The organism is Streptomyces sp. NPDC057743 (assembly GCF_042798755.1).
Lineage (GTDB): Bacteria > Actinomycetota > Actinomycetes > Streptomycetales > Streptomycetaceae > Streptomyces.
In genome coordinates this window covers 52,303-71,615 of record NZ_JBHVJX010000013.1, presented here as the reverse complement: position 1 = coordinate 71,615, position 19,313 = coordinate 52,303, and the positions used below count along the sequence as shown (strand labels likewise).

17 protein-coding genes are annotated in these 19,313 nt (G+C 73.1%); 5 read left to right on the top strand and 12 right to left on the bottom strand.

The features are described from left to right. Positions 1–363: 363 nt before the first annotated feature. From ACFVFQ_RS16955 to ACFVFQ_RS16915, 9 genes are all read right to left on the bottom strand, one after another. Positions 364–1,269 (bottom strand): S1 family peptidase, encoded by a 906-nt coding sequence (locus tag ACFVFQ_RS16955; RefSeq protein WP_383415840.1) that lies wholly within the window; start codon positions 1,267–1,269, stop codon positions 364–366. A 279-nt stretch (positions 1,270–1,548) separates the two neighbouring features. Then, positions 1,549–2,352 (bottom strand): DUF1684 domain-containing protein, encoded by an 804-nt coding sequence (locus ACFVFQ_RS16950; protein WP_383415837.1) that lies wholly within the window; start codon positions 2,350–2,352, stop codon positions 1,549–1,551. Then, positions 2,349–3,674 (bottom strand): NtaA/DmoA family FMN-dependent monooxygenase, encoded by a 1,326-nt coding sequence (locus tag ACFVFQ_RS16945; protein ID WP_383415831.1) that lies wholly within the window; start codon positions 3,672–3,674, stop codon positions 2,349–2,351. Before ACFVFQ_RS16945 ends, ACFVFQ_RS16950 begins: the two co-directional genes overlap by 4 nt. Next, positions 3,671–4,711 carry an LLM class flavin-dependent oxidoreductase gene (locus tag ACFVFQ_RS16940; RefSeq protein ID WP_383415828.1) on the bottom strand — a complete coding sequence of 347 codons (1,041 nt, stop codon included), beginning with the start codon at positions 4,709–4,711 and terminating at the stop codon, positions 3,671–3,673. Before ACFVFQ_RS16940 ends, ACFVFQ_RS16945 begins: the two co-directional genes overlap by 4 nt. Positions 4,712–4,752: 41 nt before the next feature. Beyond that, the gene (locus tag ACFVFQ_RS16935; protein ID WP_383415825.1) at positions 4,753–5,721 is read right to left on the bottom strand and encodes an ABC transporter substrate-binding protein; all 969 of its coding nucleotides are present in this window, start codon (positions 5,719–5,721) and stop codon (positions 4,753–4,755) included. Between the two features lie 44 nt (positions 5,722–5,765). Further along, positions 5,766–6,527, bottom strand: a complete 762-nt coding sequence (locus ACFVFQ_RS16930) for an amino acid ABC transporter ATP-binding protein (protein ID WP_383415822.1) — start codon at positions 6,525–6,527, stop codon at positions 5,766–5,768. Further along, a complete protein-coding gene (locus ACFVFQ_RS16925) occupies positions 6,524–7,441 on the bottom strand; it encodes an amino acid ABC transporter permease (RefSeq protein ID WP_383415817.1) in 918 nt (305 codons plus the stop codon). Before ACFVFQ_RS16925 ends, ACFVFQ_RS16930 begins: the two co-directional genes overlap by 4 nt. Beyond that, complete coding sequence (locus ACFVFQ_RS16920) at positions 7,425–9,329, bottom strand: FAD/NAD(P)-binding protein (protein WP_383415814.1); 1,905 nt, start codon at positions 9,327–9,329, stop codon at positions 7,425–7,427. The genes ACFVFQ_RS16925 and ACFVFQ_RS16920 overlap by 17 nt, the downstream gene beginning before the upstream one ends. Continuing rightward, positions 9,326–10,189, bottom strand: coding sequence for an amino acid ABC transporter permease (locus ACFVFQ_RS16915; RefSeq protein WP_383415811.1), 864 nt, complete (start codon positions 10,187–10,189; stop codon positions 9,326–9,328). The genes ACFVFQ_RS16920 and ACFVFQ_RS16915 overlap by 4 nt, the downstream gene beginning before the upstream one ends. A 511-nt stretch (positions 10,190–10,700) precedes the next feature. Here ACFVFQ_RS16915 and ACFVFQ_RS16910 point away from each other — a divergent pair. Together ACFVFQ_RS16910 and ACFVFQ_RS16905 are read left to right on the top strand one after the other, a co-directional pair. Further along, positions 10,701–11,207: a GNAT family N-acetyltransferase gene (locus ACFVFQ_RS16910; RefSeq protein WP_383415808.1), complete on the top strand. Its 507-nt coding sequence runs from the start codon at positions 10,701–10,703 to the stop codon at positions 11,205–11,207. Beyond that, the gene (locus ACFVFQ_RS16905; protein WP_383415806.1) at positions 11,204–12,157 is read left to right on the top strand and encodes an ABC transporter substrate-binding protein; all 954 of its coding nucleotides are present in this window, start codon (positions 11,204–11,206) and stop codon (positions 12,155–12,157) included. The genes ACFVFQ_RS16910 and ACFVFQ_RS16905 overlap by 4 nt, the downstream gene beginning before the upstream one ends. Here the strand turns inward: ACFVFQ_RS16905 and ACFVFQ_RS16900 are convergent. After that, the gene (locus tag ACFVFQ_RS16900) at positions 12,076–12,462 is read right to left on the bottom strand and encodes a hypothetical protein (RefSeq protein ID WP_383415803.1); all 387 of its coding nucleotides are present in this window, start codon (positions 12,460–12,462) and stop codon (positions 12,076–12,078) included. The two genes, ACFVFQ_RS16905 and ACFVFQ_RS16900, sit on opposite strands and share 82 nt — an antisense overlap. A 495-nt stretch (positions 12,463–12,957) precedes the next feature. On the opposite strand from ACFVFQ_RS16900, the gene ACFVFQ_RS16895 reads away from it, so the two are divergent. Beyond that, positions 12,958–13,407 carry a cell division protein SepF gene (locus ACFVFQ_RS16895; RefSeq protein ID WP_383415800.1) on the top strand — a complete coding sequence of 150 codons (450 nt, stop codon included), beginning with the start codon at positions 12,958–12,960 and terminating at the stop codon, positions 13,405–13,407. A gap of 75 nt (positions 13,408–13,482) precedes the next feature. Here the strand turns inward: ACFVFQ_RS16895 and ACFVFQ_RS16890 are convergent, their stop codons facing one another. Together ACFVFQ_RS16890 and ACFVFQ_RS16885 are read right to left on the bottom strand one after the other, a co-directional pair. Next, positions 13,483–14,676 carry an acyl-CoA dehydrogenase family protein gene (locus ACFVFQ_RS16890; protein WP_383415797.1) on the bottom strand — a complete coding sequence of 398 codons (1,194 nt, stop codon included), beginning with the start codon at positions 14,674–14,676 and terminating at the stop codon, positions 13,483–13,485. Between the two features lie 164 nt (positions 14,677–14,840). Next, on the bottom strand, positions 14,841–16,493 hold the full coding sequence (locus tag ACFVFQ_RS16885) for an MFS transporter (protein WP_383415794.1): 1,653 nt from the start codon (positions 16,491–16,493) through the stop codon (positions 14,841–14,843). A 226-nt stretch (positions 16,494–16,719) separates the two neighbouring features. On the opposite strand from ACFVFQ_RS16885, the gene ACFVFQ_RS16880 reads away from it, so the two are divergent. Both ACFVFQ_RS16880 and ACFVFQ_RS16875 read left to right on the top strand, forming a co-directional pair. Next, positions 16,720–17,913: a hypothetical protein gene (locus ACFVFQ_RS16880; protein WP_383415791.1), complete on the top strand. Its 1,194-nt coding sequence runs from the start codon at positions 16,720–16,722 to the stop codon at positions 17,911–17,913. 265 nt (positions 17,914–18,178) lie between these two features. Beyond that, complete coding sequence (locus ACFVFQ_RS16875) at positions 18,179–19,210, top strand: phosphatase PAP2 family protein (RefSeq protein WP_383415788.1); 1,032 nt, start codon at positions 18,179–18,181, stop codon at positions 19,208–19,210. Positions 19,211–19,313: the final 103 nt, after the last annotated feature.

Here is a 19,313-nt window from a genome sequence, read left to right as displayed (position 1 = left end):
CTCCGGCACCAAACCCTCCCGTACGTAACGGGACCCCGCCCCGGTGGAAGGAGAGGTACAAGCGCCAGCCCGCTTCCGGCCTCCCAGGGGGAGAAGAGGTACGAGCAGCACTCCACTCCGGCCCCTCTTCCCTCACCCCCACCGGGCGGGGGCGCCCAACTCGCGGGAGGGGGCGGGCCGGAGGGGGCGGGTTTGTGGACGTAAAGCGAAGCAGTCCGCAAACCCGCCCCCGGAGGACCGCACCCGCCACCCACCACCCAGCGGGCGCCCCCGCCCTACACACCCACTCCGCCGAAGGCGAAAAAGACAGCAACCCGCACGGCGGGAAAGCCAACAACGTGGGGAGAGCCGACAACGTCGGAATTACGCGAGGCTCACGCCATACGCACTCAGCGCAGCCGTAACCGGCTGGAAGAACGTCGTGCCGCCACTGGCACAGTTTCCGCTGCCGCCGGAGGTCAGGCCGAGCGCCGTGCTGCCCGCGTACAGGGGGCCGCCGCTGTCACCGGGCTCGGCGCAGACGGTGGTCTGGATCAGGCCGGAGACGATCTGGCCGTTGCCGTAGTTCACCGTGGCGTTCAGGCCGGTGACCCTGCCGCTGTGGACGCCGGTGGTGGAGCCGCGGCGGGTGACCGTCTGGCCGACGGTGGGGTTCGCGGCGCCGGTGATGGTCTGGCCGCCGACCGCTCCGGGGTGCGCCAACGCGGTGTTGGTGTACTGCACGATGCCGTAGTCGTGGCCGGGGAAGCTGGAGCCGGTGGTGGGGCCGATGCTCGTGGCGTGCGAGGAGTTGGTGTACCAGGGCGGTTTGCCGTCGGTGCAGTGACCGGCCGTCAGGAAGTAATAGGTGCTGCCCTTGCGGACGTTGAAGCCGAGCGAGCAGCGCCAGCTCGGCGCGTAGATGGCGTCGCCGCCGGAGATCAGCTTGCGGATCGTGCCCGGGGTGCGCTCGATCCGGACGGCGTCGGCATTGCTCCCCGCGGCCCGCCGAAGCGCGGCGAGTTGGTCGTGGGAGACGGTGCTGTCCGCGGTGACGACGAGGGTGTGGGTCGCCGGGTCGACCCGCCAGGCGGTGCCCGCGACGTCCGCGGAGCGGACCGCGTCACCCGCCGCGGCGAGCTGGGCCGCGCTGAACGTCCTTGTCTGGGCGGGGGTTTGGGCGGCGGCGGTCGGCACGGCGAGGGCACCGAGGGCCACCAGTCCGGCCGCCGCGGCGATCAGCCGGCTGCGTCTTGCGCGGTTGCGGGGGGTCATGCGCGCATTCCTCACTGATTCCTCCGAGGGGGATCGGGGGCCGCCAACGGGCGGCCCGTGAGGCGCAGTCGAGGAGCACGCGGGCGCGCCAGGGGGAAGCCCCGCGGCCCATTTTTTAACGTGCCCCTGACAAGCGCTTGACCGGATTTTGAGGGTCACCGCCCCCACGGCGCAAGAGGGCTGCCATGATCTCGCGCGCCTCGCACCACCCCGTCGGGCGCCCCAACGCGCCGCCCCGGCCGCCGAGTTGACGGCGACCGGGGCGGCGCCGGCCCGCGCGGGCCGGCGTCCGGCTCAGCGGACGAGGACGTTCCGCTCCCCCGCCCGCAGCGCGAACGGCAGGGTGTTGCCGGGCGGCGGGAAGGGGCAGATGAAGTGGTCGGCGAAGGCGCAGGGCGGCAGCAGCGTCCGGTTGAGGTCGACCGCGACGGTGCCGTCGGCGGCCGGCGCGGGCGGGCGCAGGAAGCGGAAGCGGTAGCTGTCGGTGCCGCTGGTGGCGTCGGCCAGCACCGCCCACAGCGAGCCGTCCGGCTCCACCGCGACCTTGAGGACGTGCTCGTCGCCGTCGAGGGTGAAGGCCAGCTCTCCGCCGAGCACGAAGCCCCGCTGTCGCCCGTCGGCGTTGGGCACCTGGATCGCCTGCCGCTCGGCGTACGGGCGGAACAGGCCGGGCCGCACCCAGCGCGCGTCGTGCGCGTAGGCGTCGATGCCGGCGAAGGCCCGTCGGGTCGGGGCGTCCGGGTCGAAGTCGCGGACCGCCCACAGGCCCTCGCGGCGCAGCACCACCAGGCGGCGCGCGCCGTGGGTCACCCGGGCCACCTCGGGCCCGGCGTCCACGTCGAGCCGGAACTCCCCGGCGGCCGGTGTGCCGTCCACGGTGAGCCCGTCCGCCGGCGCGGCCGCGAGGACGACCGCGGCCCCGTCGGCGGCGACCGTCCAGTGGCCCGGCAGCCCCTCGATCCGGCCCTCGGGGTGGTCGGCGAGCCAGTGGGTGCCGGCGAGCGCGAGCGGCCCGTAGGGTCCGCTGACCGCGGCCCGGCGCTCCTCGCGCCGCTCCTGCCATTCCTGGACGGCATCGGGCGTCGTGCTGCTGGTCATGTCTGTACCTTCCTTACGGGGCGGGCCGGATCGGGCAGCCCCAAGTGGGAGCGCAGGGTGGTCCCGGTGTATTCCGTGCGGTACGCGCCGCGCCCCTGGAGCAGCGGGACGACCCGCTCGACGAAGGGGTCGAGGCCGCCGGGTGTGAGGTGCGGCACGAGGATGAAGCCGTCGGCGGCGCCCCCCTGCACGAAGGCGTCCATCTCGCGGGCCACGTCCTGGGGGGTGCCGATGAACGACTGCCGCCCGGTGGTCTCGATCACGGTCTCCCGGATGGAGAGCCCCTTGGCGCGGGAGAGCGCCCGCCACCGGTCGGCGACCGCCCGCGGGTCGGCGATCCGCACCCGGCCCTGGGCCAGTTCGCCGTGCGGGTCCGGGTCGATGTCCGGCAATGGCCCGTCGGGGTCGTAGGAGGACAGGTCCACGCCCCAGACCTGCTCCAGCGTGAGCAGCGCGGTCTGCGGGGAGACCTGCTGGCGGCGGATCTCGGCGGCGTGCTCCTGGGCCTCGGCCGGGGTGTCGCCGAGGACGTAGGTGACCCCCGGCATGATCTTCAGGTCCGCCGGCCGCCGCCCGTACGCCGGGAGCCGGCGCTTGACGTCCGCATAGAAGGCGCGGCCGGCCTCAAGGCCGCTGTGCCGGGTGAAGATCACGTCGGCGGCGGAGGCGGCGAACTCCCGTCCCTCCGGGGAGTCCCCGGCCTGGATGATGACCGGGTGCCCCTGCGGGCTTCGCGGGACGCCGAACGCGCCGCGGACGGTGAAGTGCGGCCCGTGGTGGTCCACCGGCAGCGGCGGCCCGGAGTCGGCCCGGGAGTCCCACAACTCCCGTGCGGTGGCCAGGAATTCGGCGGCGCGGGTGTAGCGGTCGGCCCGGTCCAGGAAGCCGCCGCGCCGGAAGTTCTCCCCGGTGAAGGCGTCGGAGGTGGTGACGACGTTCCAGGCGGCCCGGCCGGCGCTGAGGTGGTCCAACGAGGCGAGCCGGCGGGCCAGTTCGTAGGGCTCGTTGAAGGTGGCGCTGACCGTGCCGGCCAGGCCCAGCCGCTCGGTGACCGCGGCCAGGGCGGACAGCACGGTGAGCGACTCGGGCCGGCCGAGCACGTCGAGGTCGTGGATGCGGCCCTTGTGCTCGCGCAGCCGCAACCCCTCGGCCAGGAAGAAGAAGTCGAACAGCCCGCGCTCCGCGGTGCGCGCCAGGTGCACGAAGGAGGCGAAGTCGATCTGGCTGCCCGACCGGTCGTCCGCCCAGACGGTGGTGTTGTTGACGCCGGGGAAGTGCGCGGCGAGGTGGATCTGCTTGCGGGGGACGGCAGTTGGGCTCATCGGACGGCCTCCCGGGCGGGTGCGTAGATGCTGGCGGGGCGCGGCAGGCCGAGGTGGTCGCGCAGGGTGGTGCCCTCGTAGGAGCGGCGGAACAGGCCGCGCTCCCGCAGGGTCGAGACGGTGCCCTCGACGATCCGCGGCAGGTCGCGGGCGGGGTCGACGGGGCGCAGGTGAAAGCCGTCGGCGGCCCCTTGGGCGTACCAGTCGCCGAGCAGGTCGGCGAGCCCGGCGGCGTCGGCCGGGGACCCCAACTCGACCGGCAGCGAGGCCAGTACCCGCAGCGCGCCGGGGTCCCGGCCGTGCGCCCGGGCCCGGTCGTGCAGGGCCGCGCGGGCGGCGCCGGCGGTCCCCGGGTCCTCGGCCCGGACCAGCACCACGTCGGCGCGGGCGGCGGCCACCGTCCAGCGGGCCCGCTCCGCGTGGCCGGCATCGGGGGCGTCCGCGACCTCGACGACGGTCACCGGGCGGCCCTGCGGCGGCCGGGGGACGATGGACGGCCCACGGACGGTGAAGGTGCGGCCGGTGAAGTCGACGTAGTGCAGCCGGTCGCGGTCGACGAAGCGGCCGGTGGCCCGGTCCCGGATCTCCGCACCGTCCTCCCAGCTGTCCCACAGCCGCCCGACGACGTCGGCGACCTCGCCGGCCTCCGACCAGACCTCGTCGGCCGGGGCGGCCGGGCGCCGGCCGACGAGCGCGGCCTCGGCCTCGCTGGTGGACACCGCCACCGTCCAGCCGGCCCGGCCGCGGCTGACCCAGTCCAACGTGGCGACGCCGGTGGAGACATGGAACGGCTCGGTGTGGGTGGTGGTCACCGTGGCGACCAGGCCGAGGCGTTCGGTGGCCGGCGCGAGGCGGGCGAGCACCGAGAGCGCGTCCGGGCCGGGGCCGCCGAAGCGGTCGCCGAGGGTGACGAAGTCCAGGGTGCCGCGCTCGGCGAGCCGGGCCAGGGCGAGGTAGGGGGCGGCGTCGGACGGGGGCGGGGCCTGCGGGGCATCCAGGGCGACGGCCAGCCGCAGCGGGTGGTGCGGGACGGGCATGGGGTGGGGCCTTCCTGTGCGTAACGGCCGGGTCCGGCGGGTCAGTTGGCGGTCCGGGGCAGGCCGGGCGGGTTGATCCGGGAGTGCGGCACGGCCTCGCCGGACAGTCCCCAGCGAGCCAGCACCTTGGCGTAACGGCCGTCGTCGATGACCTTGTTGAGGGCCGCGGCGTACGCCGCGGCCAGGCCGCTGCCCTTGTGGGTGGTGGCAGCGATCTCGCCCTTGAGGTGGGCGCCGCCGCCGGAGAAGGTGCCGGCGATCTCGGTCTGACCGGCGGTGGCGACGTGGTACGCGGCGGTCGGGTTGGGGCCGAAGTAGCCGTCGATCCGGCCCGATTGGAGCGCGAGGTAGACGTCGGTGGGCTTCTGGAAGTACTTGATGTCCACCGGCTTGCGGCCGGCCTTCTCGTCCTCTCTGCTCCAGTCGAGGAGGATCTTCTCCTGGTTGGTGCCGGAGCTGACCGCGATCGACTTGCCCGCCACGTCCGCGGCGCCGCGGACCCGCAACCCGCTGCCCTTCTTCGTCTCCATGGCCAACTGGTCCAGCCGGTAGGTGGCGAAGTCGTACTTGTCCTTGCGCTCCTCGGTGACCGTGACGTTGCTGAAGACCGCGTCCAACTTGCCGCTGTCCAGGCCGACGAAGAGGTTCTCCCAGGACAGCGGCTCGAAGCGGGGGGCCAGGCCGAGGGTGTCGGCGACCAGCGTGGCGAGGTCCTCCTCGACGCCGATCAGGGTCTTGTCGTCGGTGGCGTAGAAGCTGAGCGGGGGGATGCCGCCGGCGTCCACGCCGATCCGCAGAGTGCCGGTGCCCCGGACCCGGGCGGGCACCAGCGCAGCGCTCTTGGGGTCCTTGGTGCCGCGGACGCGGTGCTGGTCGGGGCCGATGTTGAGCTTGGGGCCGCCGCCCGCGGTGCCGACCGTCGCGTCCGCCGCGTCGCCGGCGCCACAGGCGGTGAGCAGGGCGGAGCCGACGGCGAGGGCGAGGACGGCGGCGAGCGTGCGGCGGATCACAGGGGGGCTCCTTCGAAGCAGGGCACGTCGTGGTGCGGGCACGGTCAAAGAACCTTGGAGAGGAAGGCCCGGGTGCGCTCGTGGCGCGGGTGGTCGAGCACCTGGTCGGGCGGGCCCTGCTCGACGATCCGCCCGCCGTCCATGAAGACGACGGTGTCGGCGACCTCCCGGGCGAAGCCCATCTCATGGGTGACGACGACCATGGTGGTGCCCTGGTGCGCCAAGTCCCGGATGACGTCCAGGACTTCGCCGACCAGCTCGGGGTCGAGGGCCGAGGTCGGCTCGTCGAAGAGCAGCAGCTTGGGTTCCAGGGCCAGCGCCCGGGCGATGGCGACCCGCTGCTGCTGGCCGCCGGAGAGCTGCTTGGGATAGGCGTCGGCCTTCTCCGCCAGCCCGACCCGGGCCAGCAGCCGGCGTGCGGCGGCCTCGGTCTCCTTGCGCGGGCGGCGCTGCACCGCGATCGGGGCCTCGACGAGGTTCTCCAACACCGTCAGGTGCGGGAAGAGGTTGAAGTTCTGGAAGACGAAGCCGATGCCGGTGCGCTGCTTGAGGATCTCCCGCTCGCGCAGCTCGTACAACCGCTCCCCGGACCTGCGGTATCCCACCAGCGCCCCGTCCACGCTGATCCAGCCGCCGTCGACCTTCTCCAGGTGGTTGATGGTGCGCAGCAGCGTGGACTTGCCCGAACCGGACGGCCCGAGCACCACCGTCACCTCCCCGGCCGCGACCGTGAGGTCGATGCCGCGCAACACCTCGGTGGACCCGAAGCTCTTGTGGACGGAACGGATTTCGACCATCGCGTTCATCGCGCGGCCCCCTTGGCGTAGTGGCGTTCGACGTAGTGCTGGAGGACGGAGAGCACGGTGGTGAGGAGGATGTACCAGGCGGTGGCGACCATCAGCAGGGGCACCACCTGGCCGTTCCGTCCGTAGATGACCTGGACCTGGTAGAAGAGTTCGCCGATCGCCATCACGGAGACGATCGAGGTGCCCTTGAAGAGGGAGATCACCTCGTTGCTGGCGTTCGGCAGGATCGAGCGCATCGCCTGCGGCAGCACGATCCGGCGCAGTCGGCGCAGCCGCGGGATGCCGAGCGCGGCGGCCGCCTCCAACTGCCCGCCGTCCACGGACGTGACGCCGGCCCGGACGATCTCGGCGGCGTACGCGGCCTGGTGCAGCGCGAGGCCGAGCACCGCCGCGCCCATCGCGCCGACCAGCCCCATGGTGTCGAGGTGGAAGAAGCCGGGGCCGAACGGGATGCCGAAGTCCAGCCGCTTGTAGAGGTAGGCGAGGTTGAACCAGAACAGCAGTTGGACGATGAGCGGGATGGAGCGGAAGGCCCAGATGTAGCCGAACGCCACCCAGCGCAGGAACGGGCTGGCCGACAGCCGCATCAGCGCCAGCACCAGACCGAGGGCGAAGCCGAGGGCGGTGCCGTAGACGGTCAGTTGGAGGGTGACCCAGACCGCCTTGAGGATCGTCGCGTTGGCGAAGAACCGGGCGAACACCCCCCATTGCCAGGCCGGGTTGGTGATCAGGCCGTGCGCGAACTGGGCGAGCAGCACGGCGGTCACCGCCACCCCCACCCAGCGCCAGGGGTGGCGCACCGGCACGACCTTCAGGGTCGTCGGATCGTCCGCGCCTGGTGGCCCGGCGCGCCGCGGTACCGGTTCGCCGGCCGGCGCGGCCTCGGTGACGGTGGGTTCACTGGTCAGCGGCATCGGTAGTCCTCGGGGTGGGTGCGGGGACCGGGACCGGTGGGGCGGTGCGGTCGCGGAGGAAGGTGAGCAGGGCCCGCGCGCTCGCGTCGTTCTGCCGGAAGGCGGGCGCGTTGGTGCGGGGGCGGGTGAAGGCCCCGCCGGCGCGGGCGTCGGTGTGCGGGCCGAGCGCGAAGCGGCGGGGGTGCGGGCGGCCGGACCGGTCCAGCACCCGGCCGTCGGCGGGGTCAACGGCCAGCAGACCGCCGGCGGTTGACCGGGCGCCGTCGGCGCCCAGCGCGCGCAGCAGGCCGTCCCGGGTGCCGGCCACGGTCGGCTCCGGCAGCCGCGCCTCGACCAGCGCGCGGGCCCGCGTCCAGTGGCCCGGCACGGTGGCGGACCCGGCGCGGAACACTCCGCGCTGCTCGTCGGCGGTGACGGTGAGGTCGGCGCCGAGGAAGCGCACCACGCCGGCCCGGGAGAGCGCCAGCAGTTGCCGCAGCCGGGGGCCTGGCGGCCCGGAGGCGAGGAAGCTGAAGAAGCCGTGCCACCACGGCCCGTGGTCGCCCAGCCGCGGCAACTGGCCGTAGACGGACAGCAGGGCGAGGAAGACCGCCAGGTCGGGGCTGTGCGCCGGGTCGTGGCGGCGCGCCAGATCGGCCTCGATATGGGCGCGCAGCCCGGCCTGGAGGGCGTCGGCGTCGGGGTGGCGGATGCCGTCCAACGGGCGGTCCAGCGCCGCCAGGTCCAGCCGGTCGGCCGGGTCGGGGACGGCGGCCGACACCAGGGCCTGGAGGGCGGCGCTGCCGGGCTCGGCGACGGCGTACTTCTCCTCGAAGTCCGACCAGGCCATCAGGGTGCGCTCGGCGTGCGCGGTGAACAGCCGGTGGTAGTGGGCGAACCCCAACTCCTTCTCGATCAGCGGCCAGACGTCCCGCTGGAAGTCGAACCCGTCGGGGCGGGCGAGCAGCGCATCGACCTCGGCCGGGCCGAAGAACCGCGGCAACGGCGGCAGGTCGCCGGACGGCCCGTATCCGATCTTGGAGTGGTAGGGCACGCCCCTACGGGACCCGACGTGCAGCACCGGCTCGCGCCCCGAGGGGTGGTAGGTCAACTCCCCGTCGGCGCCGGTGGAATACGTCCCGCCGCGCCCCTCGGTCAGCAGCACCATCAGGTCGACGAAGGCCAGCCCGAAGCCGCGCACCAGCACCGGCTCGCCGGGCCGCAGCGCGTCGAGGTCGCTGTCGGCGGTGAACGCCGGCGGCAGGTACCGCAGCCCGTTCCGATCCGCGAAATCCTTCAACTTCCGCTGCTCAGCCGTGAGTTGGGCTTCCAGATGACCCAGGGTGAGCACCACCAGATCGGCCGGGAGCGGGTCGGGGCGGCCGGCCAGCCAGACCTGTTGGCGCCCGTCGCGGGGGCCGGTGACGCGCAGCGCGGCCCGCCGGTGCTCGTGCACCGCGACCCGGGGCGGCAGCGCGGCCACCGCCTGCTCGTAGACCCAGCGCAGGTAGCCGCTCTGCAACCGCCGGCCGGCGAAGTCCCGCGGGCCGAGCGCCGCCAGGTCGTCGGCGAGGTCCGGCGAGGCGGCGATCTCGCCGTCCCGTACGGCGCGGGACCACTGCGCGAGCGAGGGCCCCGGCCGCACCGGACCGGCCAGCTCCACGGTCTCGTCGGTGAACATGGTGACGTCCTCGGCCATGGAGTTCATCCACAGCAGCGGGGACTGCTCCCGGCGCCAGATCCGGCCGCCGCCGGGCGGGTGCGGATCGACCAGGTGCACGTCGAGGGGCGCATCGCCGTACAGCTCGGGGGCGTTGGCGGCGATCCGCTCCAGCACCCCGGTGCCCCGCGGCCCGGCGCCCACGATCACCACGGACGGCCGGTCGTGGCCCGGTGCGCTCGCGCTCATCGGGCACCCGCCGTCCCGCGGGCGTAGTGCCGCTCGACGTAGAACTGGCCGACGTTGAGGACCGAGGTGACCAGGACGTACCAGAGCGTCGCCACCAGCAGCAGCGGGATGACCTGGTAAGTGCGGTGGTATACCAACTGCACCGAGTACAGCAGGTCGTTGACGGCGATCACGCTGACGATGGAGGTGCCCTTGAGGGTACCGATCAGCATGTTCCCGGCCGGCGGCACGATCGACCGCATCGCCTGCGGCAGCACGATCCGGCGCAGCCGCCGCCAGGCGCCCAAACCCAGCGCCTGCGCGGCCTCCCACTGCCCCCGGTCGACGGAGAGGATGCCGCCGCGGACCACCTCCGCGGCGTAGGCGGCCTCGTGCAGGGTGAGCCCGATGACCGCGACGGCGACCGGCGAGAGCAGATCGACGGTCTTGACGCCGAGGACGACCGGGTAGAGCGCCCCGACGTTGAACCAGAACAGCAGCTGCACCAGGATCGGCGTCGACCGGAACAGCCAGACGTAGCCCCAACCGACGCCGCGCAGCACGGGGTTGGCGGACAGTCGCAACACCGCGAGCAGGGTGCCGAGGGCGAAGCCCAGCACCATCACCACGACGGTCAGCCAGAGCGTCAGCACCAGGCCGCGCAGCACGGCGGAGGTCAGGAAGTAGTCGGCGACCACGTCCCACTGGAAGGCGGGGTTGCGGGCGACGGAGAAGAGGGCCAGCGCCAGCAGGGCGAGCAGCACGACGGCGGCCGTCCACTGCCCGGTGCGGCGGCGCGGCACGATGTGCCAGGCGGCGGGGGGTGGTTCGCCCGGCGGCGCCGCGGACACGGCGGGGGCGTCGAGGGTGTCGGAAGGCATGCGAAGGCTCCGTGGACGCGTCGATCGAGCACGGGAGCCGAGCGCCTTCACACGGGAAGAGACTTCACACAAGAAACCGCGGGCCGCGCCCCTCAGCACGACCGGCACCTGAGGCTATGGGGTGAACACGGCCGGTTGTCAAGGGCCTTGGGCGGGCCGTCTCGGACTGTGAGCGATGGATCACGTCACGGTTGACGCGGAAACGGATGCCTGTTCCACTTAGCCCCATGCATCCATGGCAGCGGCTGGTCACCCGTGACCACATCGACTTCGGTCGCGTGTGGTCGTCTTCCTGTTGAGCTGACCCCCTGCCCCCGCGGCCCGTTGCCGATCCGCCGGGCCCCCTTCGCGGTTTCTTGACCTCTCCCCCGCCGCGCGCCTTCGCACCGCTTCACACACTCGCGCCGCCGTCCGGCGCACCCCCTCCCCTCGCCCTACCCTCGTTCTCTCCTACCTGCATCCGGCGCGCCCGCCCCGTCGAGCGCCGCCACTGGCCACGGAGACGCCCCCGATGACCGCCGCGCCCCGGCCGCCCCGTGCGGCCCGTCTGACGATCCGCCACACCACCGTCACCGACCCGCTCGCCCAGCCGCTCCTGGCCGAGCTGACCCACGAATACAGCACCCGCTACGACCACCCCGTCGACCTGGACCGGGAGTACCCGCCGGAGGAGTTCGGCCCACCCGGCGGCGCGTTCCTGCTGCTCCTGGAGGACGGCAACCCGGTCGCCGGCGGCGCCTACCGCCGCTACGACGCCCACACCGCCGAGCTCAAGCGCATCTGGACGCACTCCGCGCACCGCCGCCGCGGCCTGGCCCGACGCGTCCTGACCGCCCTGGAGGAGCACGCCGCCGGCCGCGGCTACACCCGGCTCTACCTCACCACCGGCCCCCGCCAGCCCGAGGCCAAGAACCTCTACCTCGCGGCGCGTTACCGCCCGTTGTTCGACCTGACCGCCGACCCGGAGTCGATCGGCCCGCTGCCGTTCGAGAAACACCTGGAGATCCCGCGCCCATGACCGCCACCCGCCTGTCCGCCACCGCGCTGCGCACCGCCGCGCTCCTGGTCACCACGGCCCTGACGGTCACCGGCTGCACCTACGGCCGGGCGGTCACCGGCGCCCGGGACGCCGGACCGGCCGCCGCGCACGTCGCGGTGCCCACCGCGGACGTGGTCTCCGGCGAGCACAAGGACCCGGCGGCCGCCGCGCTGTTGCCCGCCGCCGTCCGCGCCCGCGGCACCCTCACCCTCGCCGCCAGCGTCGGCACCCCACCCAGCTCCACCTACCTGCCCGACGGCACGACGGTGGTCGGCCAGGACATCGACGTGGCGAACGCGGTCGGCAAGGTCCTCGGCCTCAGGCTCACCCGGGAGGTGGCCAGCTTCGAGGCGATCCTGCCGGCGCTGGACAGCGGCAAGTACGACGTGGGCACCGGCAACTTCGGCGTCACCGACGACCGCCGCAAGACCCTCGACTTCGTCACCTACATCAACGACGGCCAGGGCTTCGCGGTCCGCGGGGACAGCCCGCTGTCGAAGATCACCTCGCTGACCCAGCTCTGCGGGCTGACCGTGGCCACCGGCGCCGGCACCACCTTCGAGACGACGCTGGAACAGAACAAGCCGAAGTGCGCCGAGGCCGGCAAGCGCCCCTACGACGTCAAGACCTACGCCGAGCAGGGCGCCTTGTGGCTCTCGCTCCAACAGGGCCGCAGCGACGTGGTGATGAGCACCATCAACGGGCTCCGCTACGCCGTCAGACAACAGCCGGGCCTGCGCTTCCTCAACGAGTTCAAGCGCCTGGACGTCGGCTTCGCCTTCACGAAGGGCACCCCGCTGGCGCCCGCCTTCCAAGCCGCGGTCAACCATCTGATGAAGGACGGCACTTACGCCCGCATCCTCAAGAAATGGGGCACCACCCCCTCGGCCCTGACGACCTCCCGGATCAGCCCGCCGGAGAAGCACTGATCCGGGTGGGCGGCGCCCCGCGCCGCCGCACAAAGGGGCACGGGGCCGACGAACTCCACCCGGAGAGCGTCGGCCCCGTGTCCCTCCGCCCCACGAGGCCCGACGGCGTCCTCGCGCTGCAGCTTGTTCATGAAGCTGATCCGCCGGCGAACCGGGTTCTGGTTGCGGCGGTCGAGGTTGACCAGCGACTCGGTGGCGTTGCGGCGCAACACGGCCTGCTCGGTGGCCAGCTCGTAGGCGACCGTCTGCACCTGGTCGAGGGCGTCGGCGAGTTGCCGCACCTCGGCGCCCGCGCCGCGCGGCAAGTCCCGCGGCCCGCGGCCTACCGGATGCCCCGGAGGGCGTCGACCCGGGTCAGCCCGTGGCGCACGGCATCGGCGACGCTGTCCTGACGGCCCGCAAACCCCGATGGGCGTCGACGGCCGTCGTGGCGCCCACTGACGGTTTCTGCTCCCGTGTCAACGACGCTCCAAGAGGCCGGCACCCGATGATCGGGCTATCCGACGTGCCACTACCAAGACCACGGACATATGCCCTGGTCCCCATGCCGAACGTACTCACAAGTCGAATCCGATCCGCCGCGTCAACTTGTCGACATCACCGAGTCGGTGCACCTACCGTGATGCCCTTCGTACTGTCAGTTCACCGCCAGGGCACGCGACCTGACGGCGCACCACCCTCTTTGCACCAGATATGTCACGAACCCCCCGTGCGGCGGCTATCCGCTTGGCACACCCTCGCCCTCATGGACGACGATAGGGCGAACGGAACGCACACGCCGCGGGTGAGAGGAGGCGTCAATGGGATCGGTACGCAAGGCGAGCGCCTGGCTTGGCCTCGTCGACGACAACGATGACGAGCGCTACTACGACGATGACTACGCCGAGGGACCCGAGTCCGCCGACTCGGGCGGCAACCCCTGGGTGACCGACCCCCGGGTCCGGGTCGCCGACGAGGCCGCCCAGGACCAGGGCACCCGCATCGCCACGATCTCCCCGGACTCGTTCCGGGACGCCCGCGGCATCGGCGAACTCTTCCGGGACGGCGTGCCCGTGATCGTCAACCTCACGGCCATGGAGTCGGCCGACGCCAAGCGGGTGGTGGACTTCGCGGCCGGCCTGACCTTCGGTCTGCGCGGCTCCATCGAGCGGGTCGCCACCCGGGTGTTCCTGCTGACCCCCGCCGACTACAAGGTGGTCACGGGCGAGGCCCGCGCGCACCGCAACGGCGGCTTCTTCAACCAGAGTTGAGCCGACCCCGGCCGTCCGCCCCGGCGGGGCCCGAGGGGCCCGACCGGCGCGGCGGTCGACGCGGGGTCGAGCGCCTCACCGGAAGGCGTCGAGTCCGGTCAGGGCCTTGCCCAGCACCAGTTGGTGCATCTCCGCGGTGCCCTCGTAGGTGAGCACCGATTCCAGGTTGGTGGCGTGCCGCATGACGGGGTACTCCAGCGAGATCCCGTTGGCGCCGAGGATCGTCCGCGCGGTGCGGCAGATCTCGATCGCCTCGCGGACGTTGTTGAGCTTGCCGAAGCTGATCTGTTCCGGCCGCAGGACCCGGGCGTCGCACCGCTGCCCCAAGTGGTGCGCGAGCAGCACCCCCTTGTGGAGCTCCAGCGCCATGTCGGCCAGTTTGGCCTGGGTGAGCTGGAAGCCGCCGATGGGTCGGCCGAACTGCTCGCGGGTGCGCGCGTAGTCGAGCGCCGCCGCGAAGCAGGTGCGGGCGGCCCCCATCGCGCCCCAGACGATCCCGTAGCGGGCCTCACCCAGGCACCGCAGCGGCGCGCCCAGCCCCTTGGCGTCCGGCAGCATCGCCTCGGCGGGCAACCGCACCTCGTCCAGGACCAGTTCGCTGGTGACCGAGGCGCGCAGCGACCACTTGTGCTTGATCTCGGGGGCGGCGAAGCCGGGGCTGTCGGTGGGGACGACGAAGCCGCGGATGCCGTCGTCGGTCCGGGCCCAGACCACCGCGACGCCGGCCACCGACCCGTTGGTGATCCACATCTTGCGCCCGGTCAACACCCAGTCGGTGCCGTCCCGTTTGGCGTGGGTGCGCATCCCCGCCGGGTCGGAGCCGTGGTCCGGCTCGGTCAGCCCGAAGCAGCCGATGACCTCGCCGGCGGCCATCCGCGGCAGCCACTGCTGCTTGAGCTCCTCGGAGCCGAACCGCCAGATCGCGTACATGGCGAGCGACCCCTGCACGGAGACCAGCGAGCGGATGCCGGAGTCGGCGGCCTCCAACTCCAGGCAGGCGAGCCCGTACTGGACGTGCGAGGCGCCGGCACAGCCGTAGCCGGTCAGGGACATTCCCAGGGCGCCGATCCCGCCCAGTTCGCGGGCGAGTTCGCGGATGCCGGGGAGTTCGCCGCGCTCGTACCAGTCGGCGATGTGCGGCAGGACGCGGTCGGCGGCCCACTGGCGGACGGTGGCGCGCACCGCGCGGTCCTCGTCGGTGAGCAGGTCGTCCAGGCCCAGGGGGTCGTCGGGGTCGAACGGCGGAAGCTGGGACGGCGTTGCGGACATGGCGGCCTCCGGCGGGGTCAGCGCTCGCGCGAAAAACTAGCAGTGATAGTTACGCGGGTCCGACGGTACGGTCCCGACACCGCGCGGGCAAGGGTCACCGCCGCGGCGCCGGCCCGGAGACGACGCGGGGCCGGCCCGACGGATCGGACCGGCCCCGGTGTCGCTCAACGGCCGGAGCCCGCCGGGGCCCGCGCCCCCTCGCACTCGGCGGACGCCGCGCACTCCTCGGGCACCACCATGGCGCCCTCCTCGGCGGCCCGGTCGGCGGACTCCGCGGCCCGGCGCGGCAGGCGCAGTGCGATCCCGGCACCCACCAACAGCAGCACCGCACTGGCGACCAGGGTGACCCGCAGGCCGTGCACGAAGGAGTCGCGGGCGGCCAACCGGAGCGCCGCCCTGGCCTGTTCCCCCAGCCCGCCGGCGACCTTGTACGCCTCGCCGAGCGAGTGCGCGGCCGACCGGGAGGCCGCCTTGGAGACCCCGGAGACGTGGTGCAGCCCCGGCGCGTAGGCGGCGTTCATCACGCTGCCGAGCAGCGCCACACCGATCCCGGCGCCGAGCTGGTAGGCGGTCTCGCCGAGGGCCGCCGCACCGCCCGACTGCGCGGCCGGCGCCTCGCTCAGCATCGACTCGTACGCCCCGAACAGCGTGGCCTGGAAGCCGAATCCGAGCAGCACGAAGCCGAGCGAGAGCTGCCAGAAGCGGTCCTGACTGCCCATCGCGGTCAGCGTCAGCACCGCGATCGCGGTCAGTGTGAAGCCGCCCGCGACCATCGCCCGCGGGCCGAGCGCCTGGAGCAGCCTGGAGCCGGTGAGGCCGGCGGCCATCGCGGAGAACACCAGCGGCAGCATCCGCAGCCCGGTCGCCAGCGGGCTCAGCCCCAGCACGAGTTGGAGGTACTGGACCGCGATCAGCTGCAACCCGACGAGGGCGAGCATGGCCAGCACGATGCAGCCGATGGAGGTGCCGAACGCCGGGCGGGCGAACAGCCGCATGTCGATCAGCGGGTGCGCGCGGCGGTGCTGCCGACGGACGAAGACCACCAGCAGCGCGACGCCGAGCAGGATCGGCAGCAGCGTCGTCACCCCCAACACCGGGGCGCCGCTGCCCAGTCGCTTCACCCCGAAGACGATGCCCACCACGCCGAGCGCCGCGACCACCGCGCCGATCAGGTCCCAGGGCCCGTTGCGCTCGCCCCGGGACTCCGGCAGCAGCCAACGCCCTATCAGGAACATCGCCGCCATCATCGGGATGTTGATCAGGAAGACCGAGCCCCACCAGAAGTTCTCGACCAGGAAGCCGCCGAGCACCGGGCCGACCGCGGCGCCGACCGCGGCCACCGCGCTCCACACCCCGATCGCCACCGCCCGCTCCCGACGGTCGGGGAAGACCTGCCGCAGGATCGACAGCGTCGCCGGCATGATCATGGCGCCGCCGATGCCGAGCAGCGCCCGGGCCGCCATCAGGATCTGCGGATTGGGCGCGAGCGCGGCGACGGCCGAGGCCGCGGCGAAGAGCCCGTAGCCGAGCAGCAGGATGCGGCGGCGGCCGACGCGGTCGCCGAGCGTGCCGAAGAGGATCAGCAGCGAGGCCGCCATCAACGGATAGACGTCGACGATCCACAGCAGCTCGACCGGTCCTGGCCGCAGGTCCTCGGTGATCGAGGGCACCGCCACGTAGAGGATGGTGGTGTCCAGCGCGACGAAGAGCAGACTGACGCAGAGCACGGTCAGTACGGTCCAGCGGTTCGCGCCCCCACCTGTGTGCCGGGGAACAGCACCCGTCCGCCCCCTGCCGGACGCGGTCGTCCCTGACATCCAGTACCTCCTGTCATGCGCTCGCCGTGCTGCGCTCGCGGCCGCGGTCCAGGGCGCGACGACGCGCCGGCAAAACCGGCGGCACGGGCGAGTTGAGACGTCAGACTACGCGAGTCCCTGCACGGCACGCGTGGCCCACCTCACGGTGAGACGCTCATCGCAGCCCCGACGTTGCCCCGGACCGACCCCATCGAGTGCGCCCGGCATCACCTGGATAATCGTCCGGATGAACGATCTCGCCTCCACCGCCGCACCCGGCCGGACCCTGTGCCCGCCCGCCGTCCGTGCGGCGCTGCGCCGCGCCGTCCCCGGCCTCGCGGCCTTCGCGGCGATCCGGCTGCTGGGCCTGATCGTGCTGATGGTCTGGTCGGCGGCGAACGGCAAGAGCTGGCACACCCTGCTGACCGCCCGCTGGGACTCCCTCTGGTACACCCGGGTCGCCGAGCAGGGCTACGGCTACGCCGTCCATCTCGCCAACGGCGACGTCCATTCCAACCTGGCGTTCTTCCCGCTGCTGCCCTGGCTGGAGCGCGGCATCTCGGCGCTCACCCCGCTCTCCGCCGCGGACGCCGGGATGGCGGTGGCCTGGCTGGCGTCGCTGGCCGCGGCCTGGGCGCTGTACGCCACCGGGGAGCGGCTGCACGGGCCCCGGGTCGGGGTGCTGCTGGCCGCGCTGTGGGCCGCGCTGCCGGTCGGGATCGTCCAGTCGATGGCGTACTCGGAGTCGCTGTTCACCGCGCTCGCGGCCTGGGGCGTCTACTGCGTGCTCACCGGCCGCTGGGTGTGGGCGGGCGTCCTGGCGTCGCTGGCCGGACTGACCCGGCCGATCGGCGCCGCGGTGGTCGCCGCCGTGTGGATCACCGCGGCGGCGACGGTCGCCAACGAGCGGGCCGGCGGGGCCCGATGGCGCGCCCTGCTCCGCGGCCGGCACCGCCGGATGCTGCTCGGCGTCGCGCTGGCCCCCCTCGGCTGGTGCGGCTACGTCCTGTGGGTCGCCACCCGACAGGGCTCGCTCGCCGGCTACCTGGACGTCCAGGCCGGCTGGCACAACGGCTTCGACGGCGGGATCGCCTTCGGCCACTTCGTCTGGCACCAGTTGACCGGACCCGCGTTCCCCGCCGGCCTCGGCCTGCTGATCGGCGTGGCCCTGGTGATCTGGCTGTACGTGCACGGGGTGCGCAAGGGCCAGCCGCTGCCGCTGGCGGTCTACGGCGGGCTGGTACTGCTGATCGCGCTCACCGCCAAGGGCTACTTCGGGTCGAAGCCGCGGCTGATGCTGCCGGCCTTCCCGCTGCTGCTGCCACTCGCGACCGGCCTGGCCCGGTGGCGCCCCGTGCGGTCGTGGCTGGTCATCGGCGCCGTGGCGGTCGGCTCCGCGCTCTACGGCGCGTTCTGGCTCAACGGCTCGGGCCCGCCGTGACCGGAAGATCCCGCTCCGTAATCGTCATCCCGAAGAAAACGCGCCGCGACACCCGTGCGAATGGCGGATAAACTCCGCCGTCGAAAAACAGATAAGCGCCTATGCGGGCGACCCGGGGTTGGCTGGAAGGGAATCAGATTGCCGGGTAATTCTCTTCGAAATCCCGGGAAGCCGGCCCGGATTGAGACCCATTCCACATCACATCGTCATTACAAAGCGCACGGTTTGACCAAGCGCATACATCACACGCGGTAACGTCGTTTGAGTGCGTACCGATGACAAGCTCGACCAGATGGAGGAGCACCTCCCGACCGATCGCGTCAAACCGCCGCGCATGACCCGGACCCGCCTGTGGCTGCTCTGGGGCACGCTGGCGGTGTATGCGGCGATCGTCGCGGGGGTGCTCGCCAACACCTCCCTGGTCACCATCGACTGGCAGCTGATGTTCTTCCGGCCGTACAAGCAGTGGCCGGAGTTCCACGCCTTCCTCGACTACTTCGTCGTGCTGGGGCAGCGCGGGCCGACGGCGTTGGCGGTGGCGGCGTGGCTGGGCTGGCGCTGCTGGCGACAGCGCAACCTCCACCCGCTGCTGGTGCTCGGCGCCTCGCTGCTGCTGCTGAACATCACCGTCGGCGCCGCCAAGCTCGGGATGGGCCGCCTCGGCCCGCACTACGCGACGGTGGTCGGCTCCAACGAGATGTGGCAGGGCGGCGACATATTCCCCTCCGGCCACACGGCCAACGCCGTGGTCACCTGGGGCGTGCTGGCCTACCTGGCCACCACCTCGCTGCGCCGCCGCACCCTGTCGGTGATCGCCGCGCTGGGCGCGCTGGGCGTCGGGATGACCACCGTCTACCTCGGTACGCACTGGGTCAGCGACGTCATGCTGGGCTGGGCCGCGGGCCTGTTGGTGCTGCTGGCGATGCCGTGGCTGGAGCCCGGCATCACCTGGGTCGAGGACCGGCTCATGGGCATCCTGCTGCGGCTGTGGCTGCGACTGCGCCCCGACTCGCTGCGCGGCCCGCTGCCGGCCGGCGCGCTGGCGCCCGAGGTCTCCCGGCAGCGGATCGCCGCGGACGGCGAGGTCCTGGTGCGCGAGGCGGTCGGCGCGACCACCGGGAGCCGCGCGGCCCACGCCCCCGAGGGCTGGCCGCACCACCCGCCGCGTCCGCACACCTCCCGCGCCGAGCGCAGCCCGGTCACCCCGACCGGACCCCGCCGGCCGCCGCACGCGGACCGCATCCCGCGCGGCGTCCCGTTCGGCCCGACCCCCGGCCGCCCCCGCAACGGCGCCTGACCCCGGCGGCGCGGGCCCGGTACGCACCCCGCCCGCACGAAGGCCCCGGCCGCTCCGTCCAGGAGCGACCGGGGCCTTCGTCGTGTTGCCGGTGGCCGGGTTC

Bases quoted from the DNA above. Each gene is read 5' to 3' on its own strand.
- ACFVFQ_RS16915 (WP_383415811.1), bottom strand. From the start codon at position 10,189: ATGCCTTCCGACACCCTCGACGCCCCCGCCGTGTCCGCGGCGCCGCCG.
- ACFVFQ_RS16910 (WP_383415808.1), top strand. From the start codon at position 10,701: ATGACCGCCGCGCCCCGGCCGCCCCGTGCGGCCCGTCTGACGATCCGC.
- ACFVFQ_RS16925 (WP_383415817.1), bottom strand. From the start codon at position 7,441: ATGCCGCTGACCAGTGAACCCACCGTCACCGAGGCCGCGCCGGCCGGC.
- ACFVFQ_RS16950 (WP_383415837.1), bottom strand. From the start codon at position 2,352: ATGACCAGCAGCACGACGCCCGATGCCGTCCAGGAATGGCAGGAGCGG.
- ACFVFQ_RS16890 (WP_383415797.1), bottom strand. From the start codon at position 14,676: ATGTCCGCAACGCCGTCCCAGCTTCCGCCGTTCGACCCCGACGACCCC.
- ACFVFQ_RS16945 (WP_383415831.1), bottom strand. From the start codon at position 3,674: ATGAGCCCAACTGCCGTCCCCCGCAAGCAGATCCACCTCGCCGCGCAC.
- ACFVFQ_RS16905 (WP_383415806.1), top strand. From the start codon at position 11,204: ATGACCGCCACCCGCCTGTCCGCCACCGCGCTGCGCACCGCCGCGCTC.
- ACFVFQ_RS16895 (WP_383415800.1), top strand. From the start codon at position 12,958: ATGGGATCGGTACGCAAGGCGAGCGCCTGGCTTGGCCTCGTCGACGAC.
- ACFVFQ_RS16885 (WP_383415794.1), bottom strand. From the start codon at position 16,493: ATGTCAGGGACGACCGCGTCCGGCAGGGGGCGGACGGGTGCTGTTCCC.
- ACFVFQ_RS16930 (WP_383415822.1), bottom strand. From the start codon at position 6,527: ATGAACGCGATGGTCGAAATCCGTTCCGTCCACAAGAGCTTCGGGTCC.
- ACFVFQ_RS16880 (WP_383415791.1), top strand. From the start codon at position 16,720: ATGAACGATCTCGCCTCCACCGCCGCACCCGGCCGGACCCTGTGCCCG.
- ACFVFQ_RS16940 (WP_383415828.1), bottom strand. From the start codon at position 4,711: ATGCCCGTCCCGCACCACCCGCTGCGGCTGGCCGTCGCCCTGGATGCC.
- ACFVFQ_RS16920 (WP_383415814.1), bottom strand. From the start codon at position 9,329: ATGAGCGCGAGCGCACCGGGCCACGACCGGCCGTCCGTGGTGATCGTG.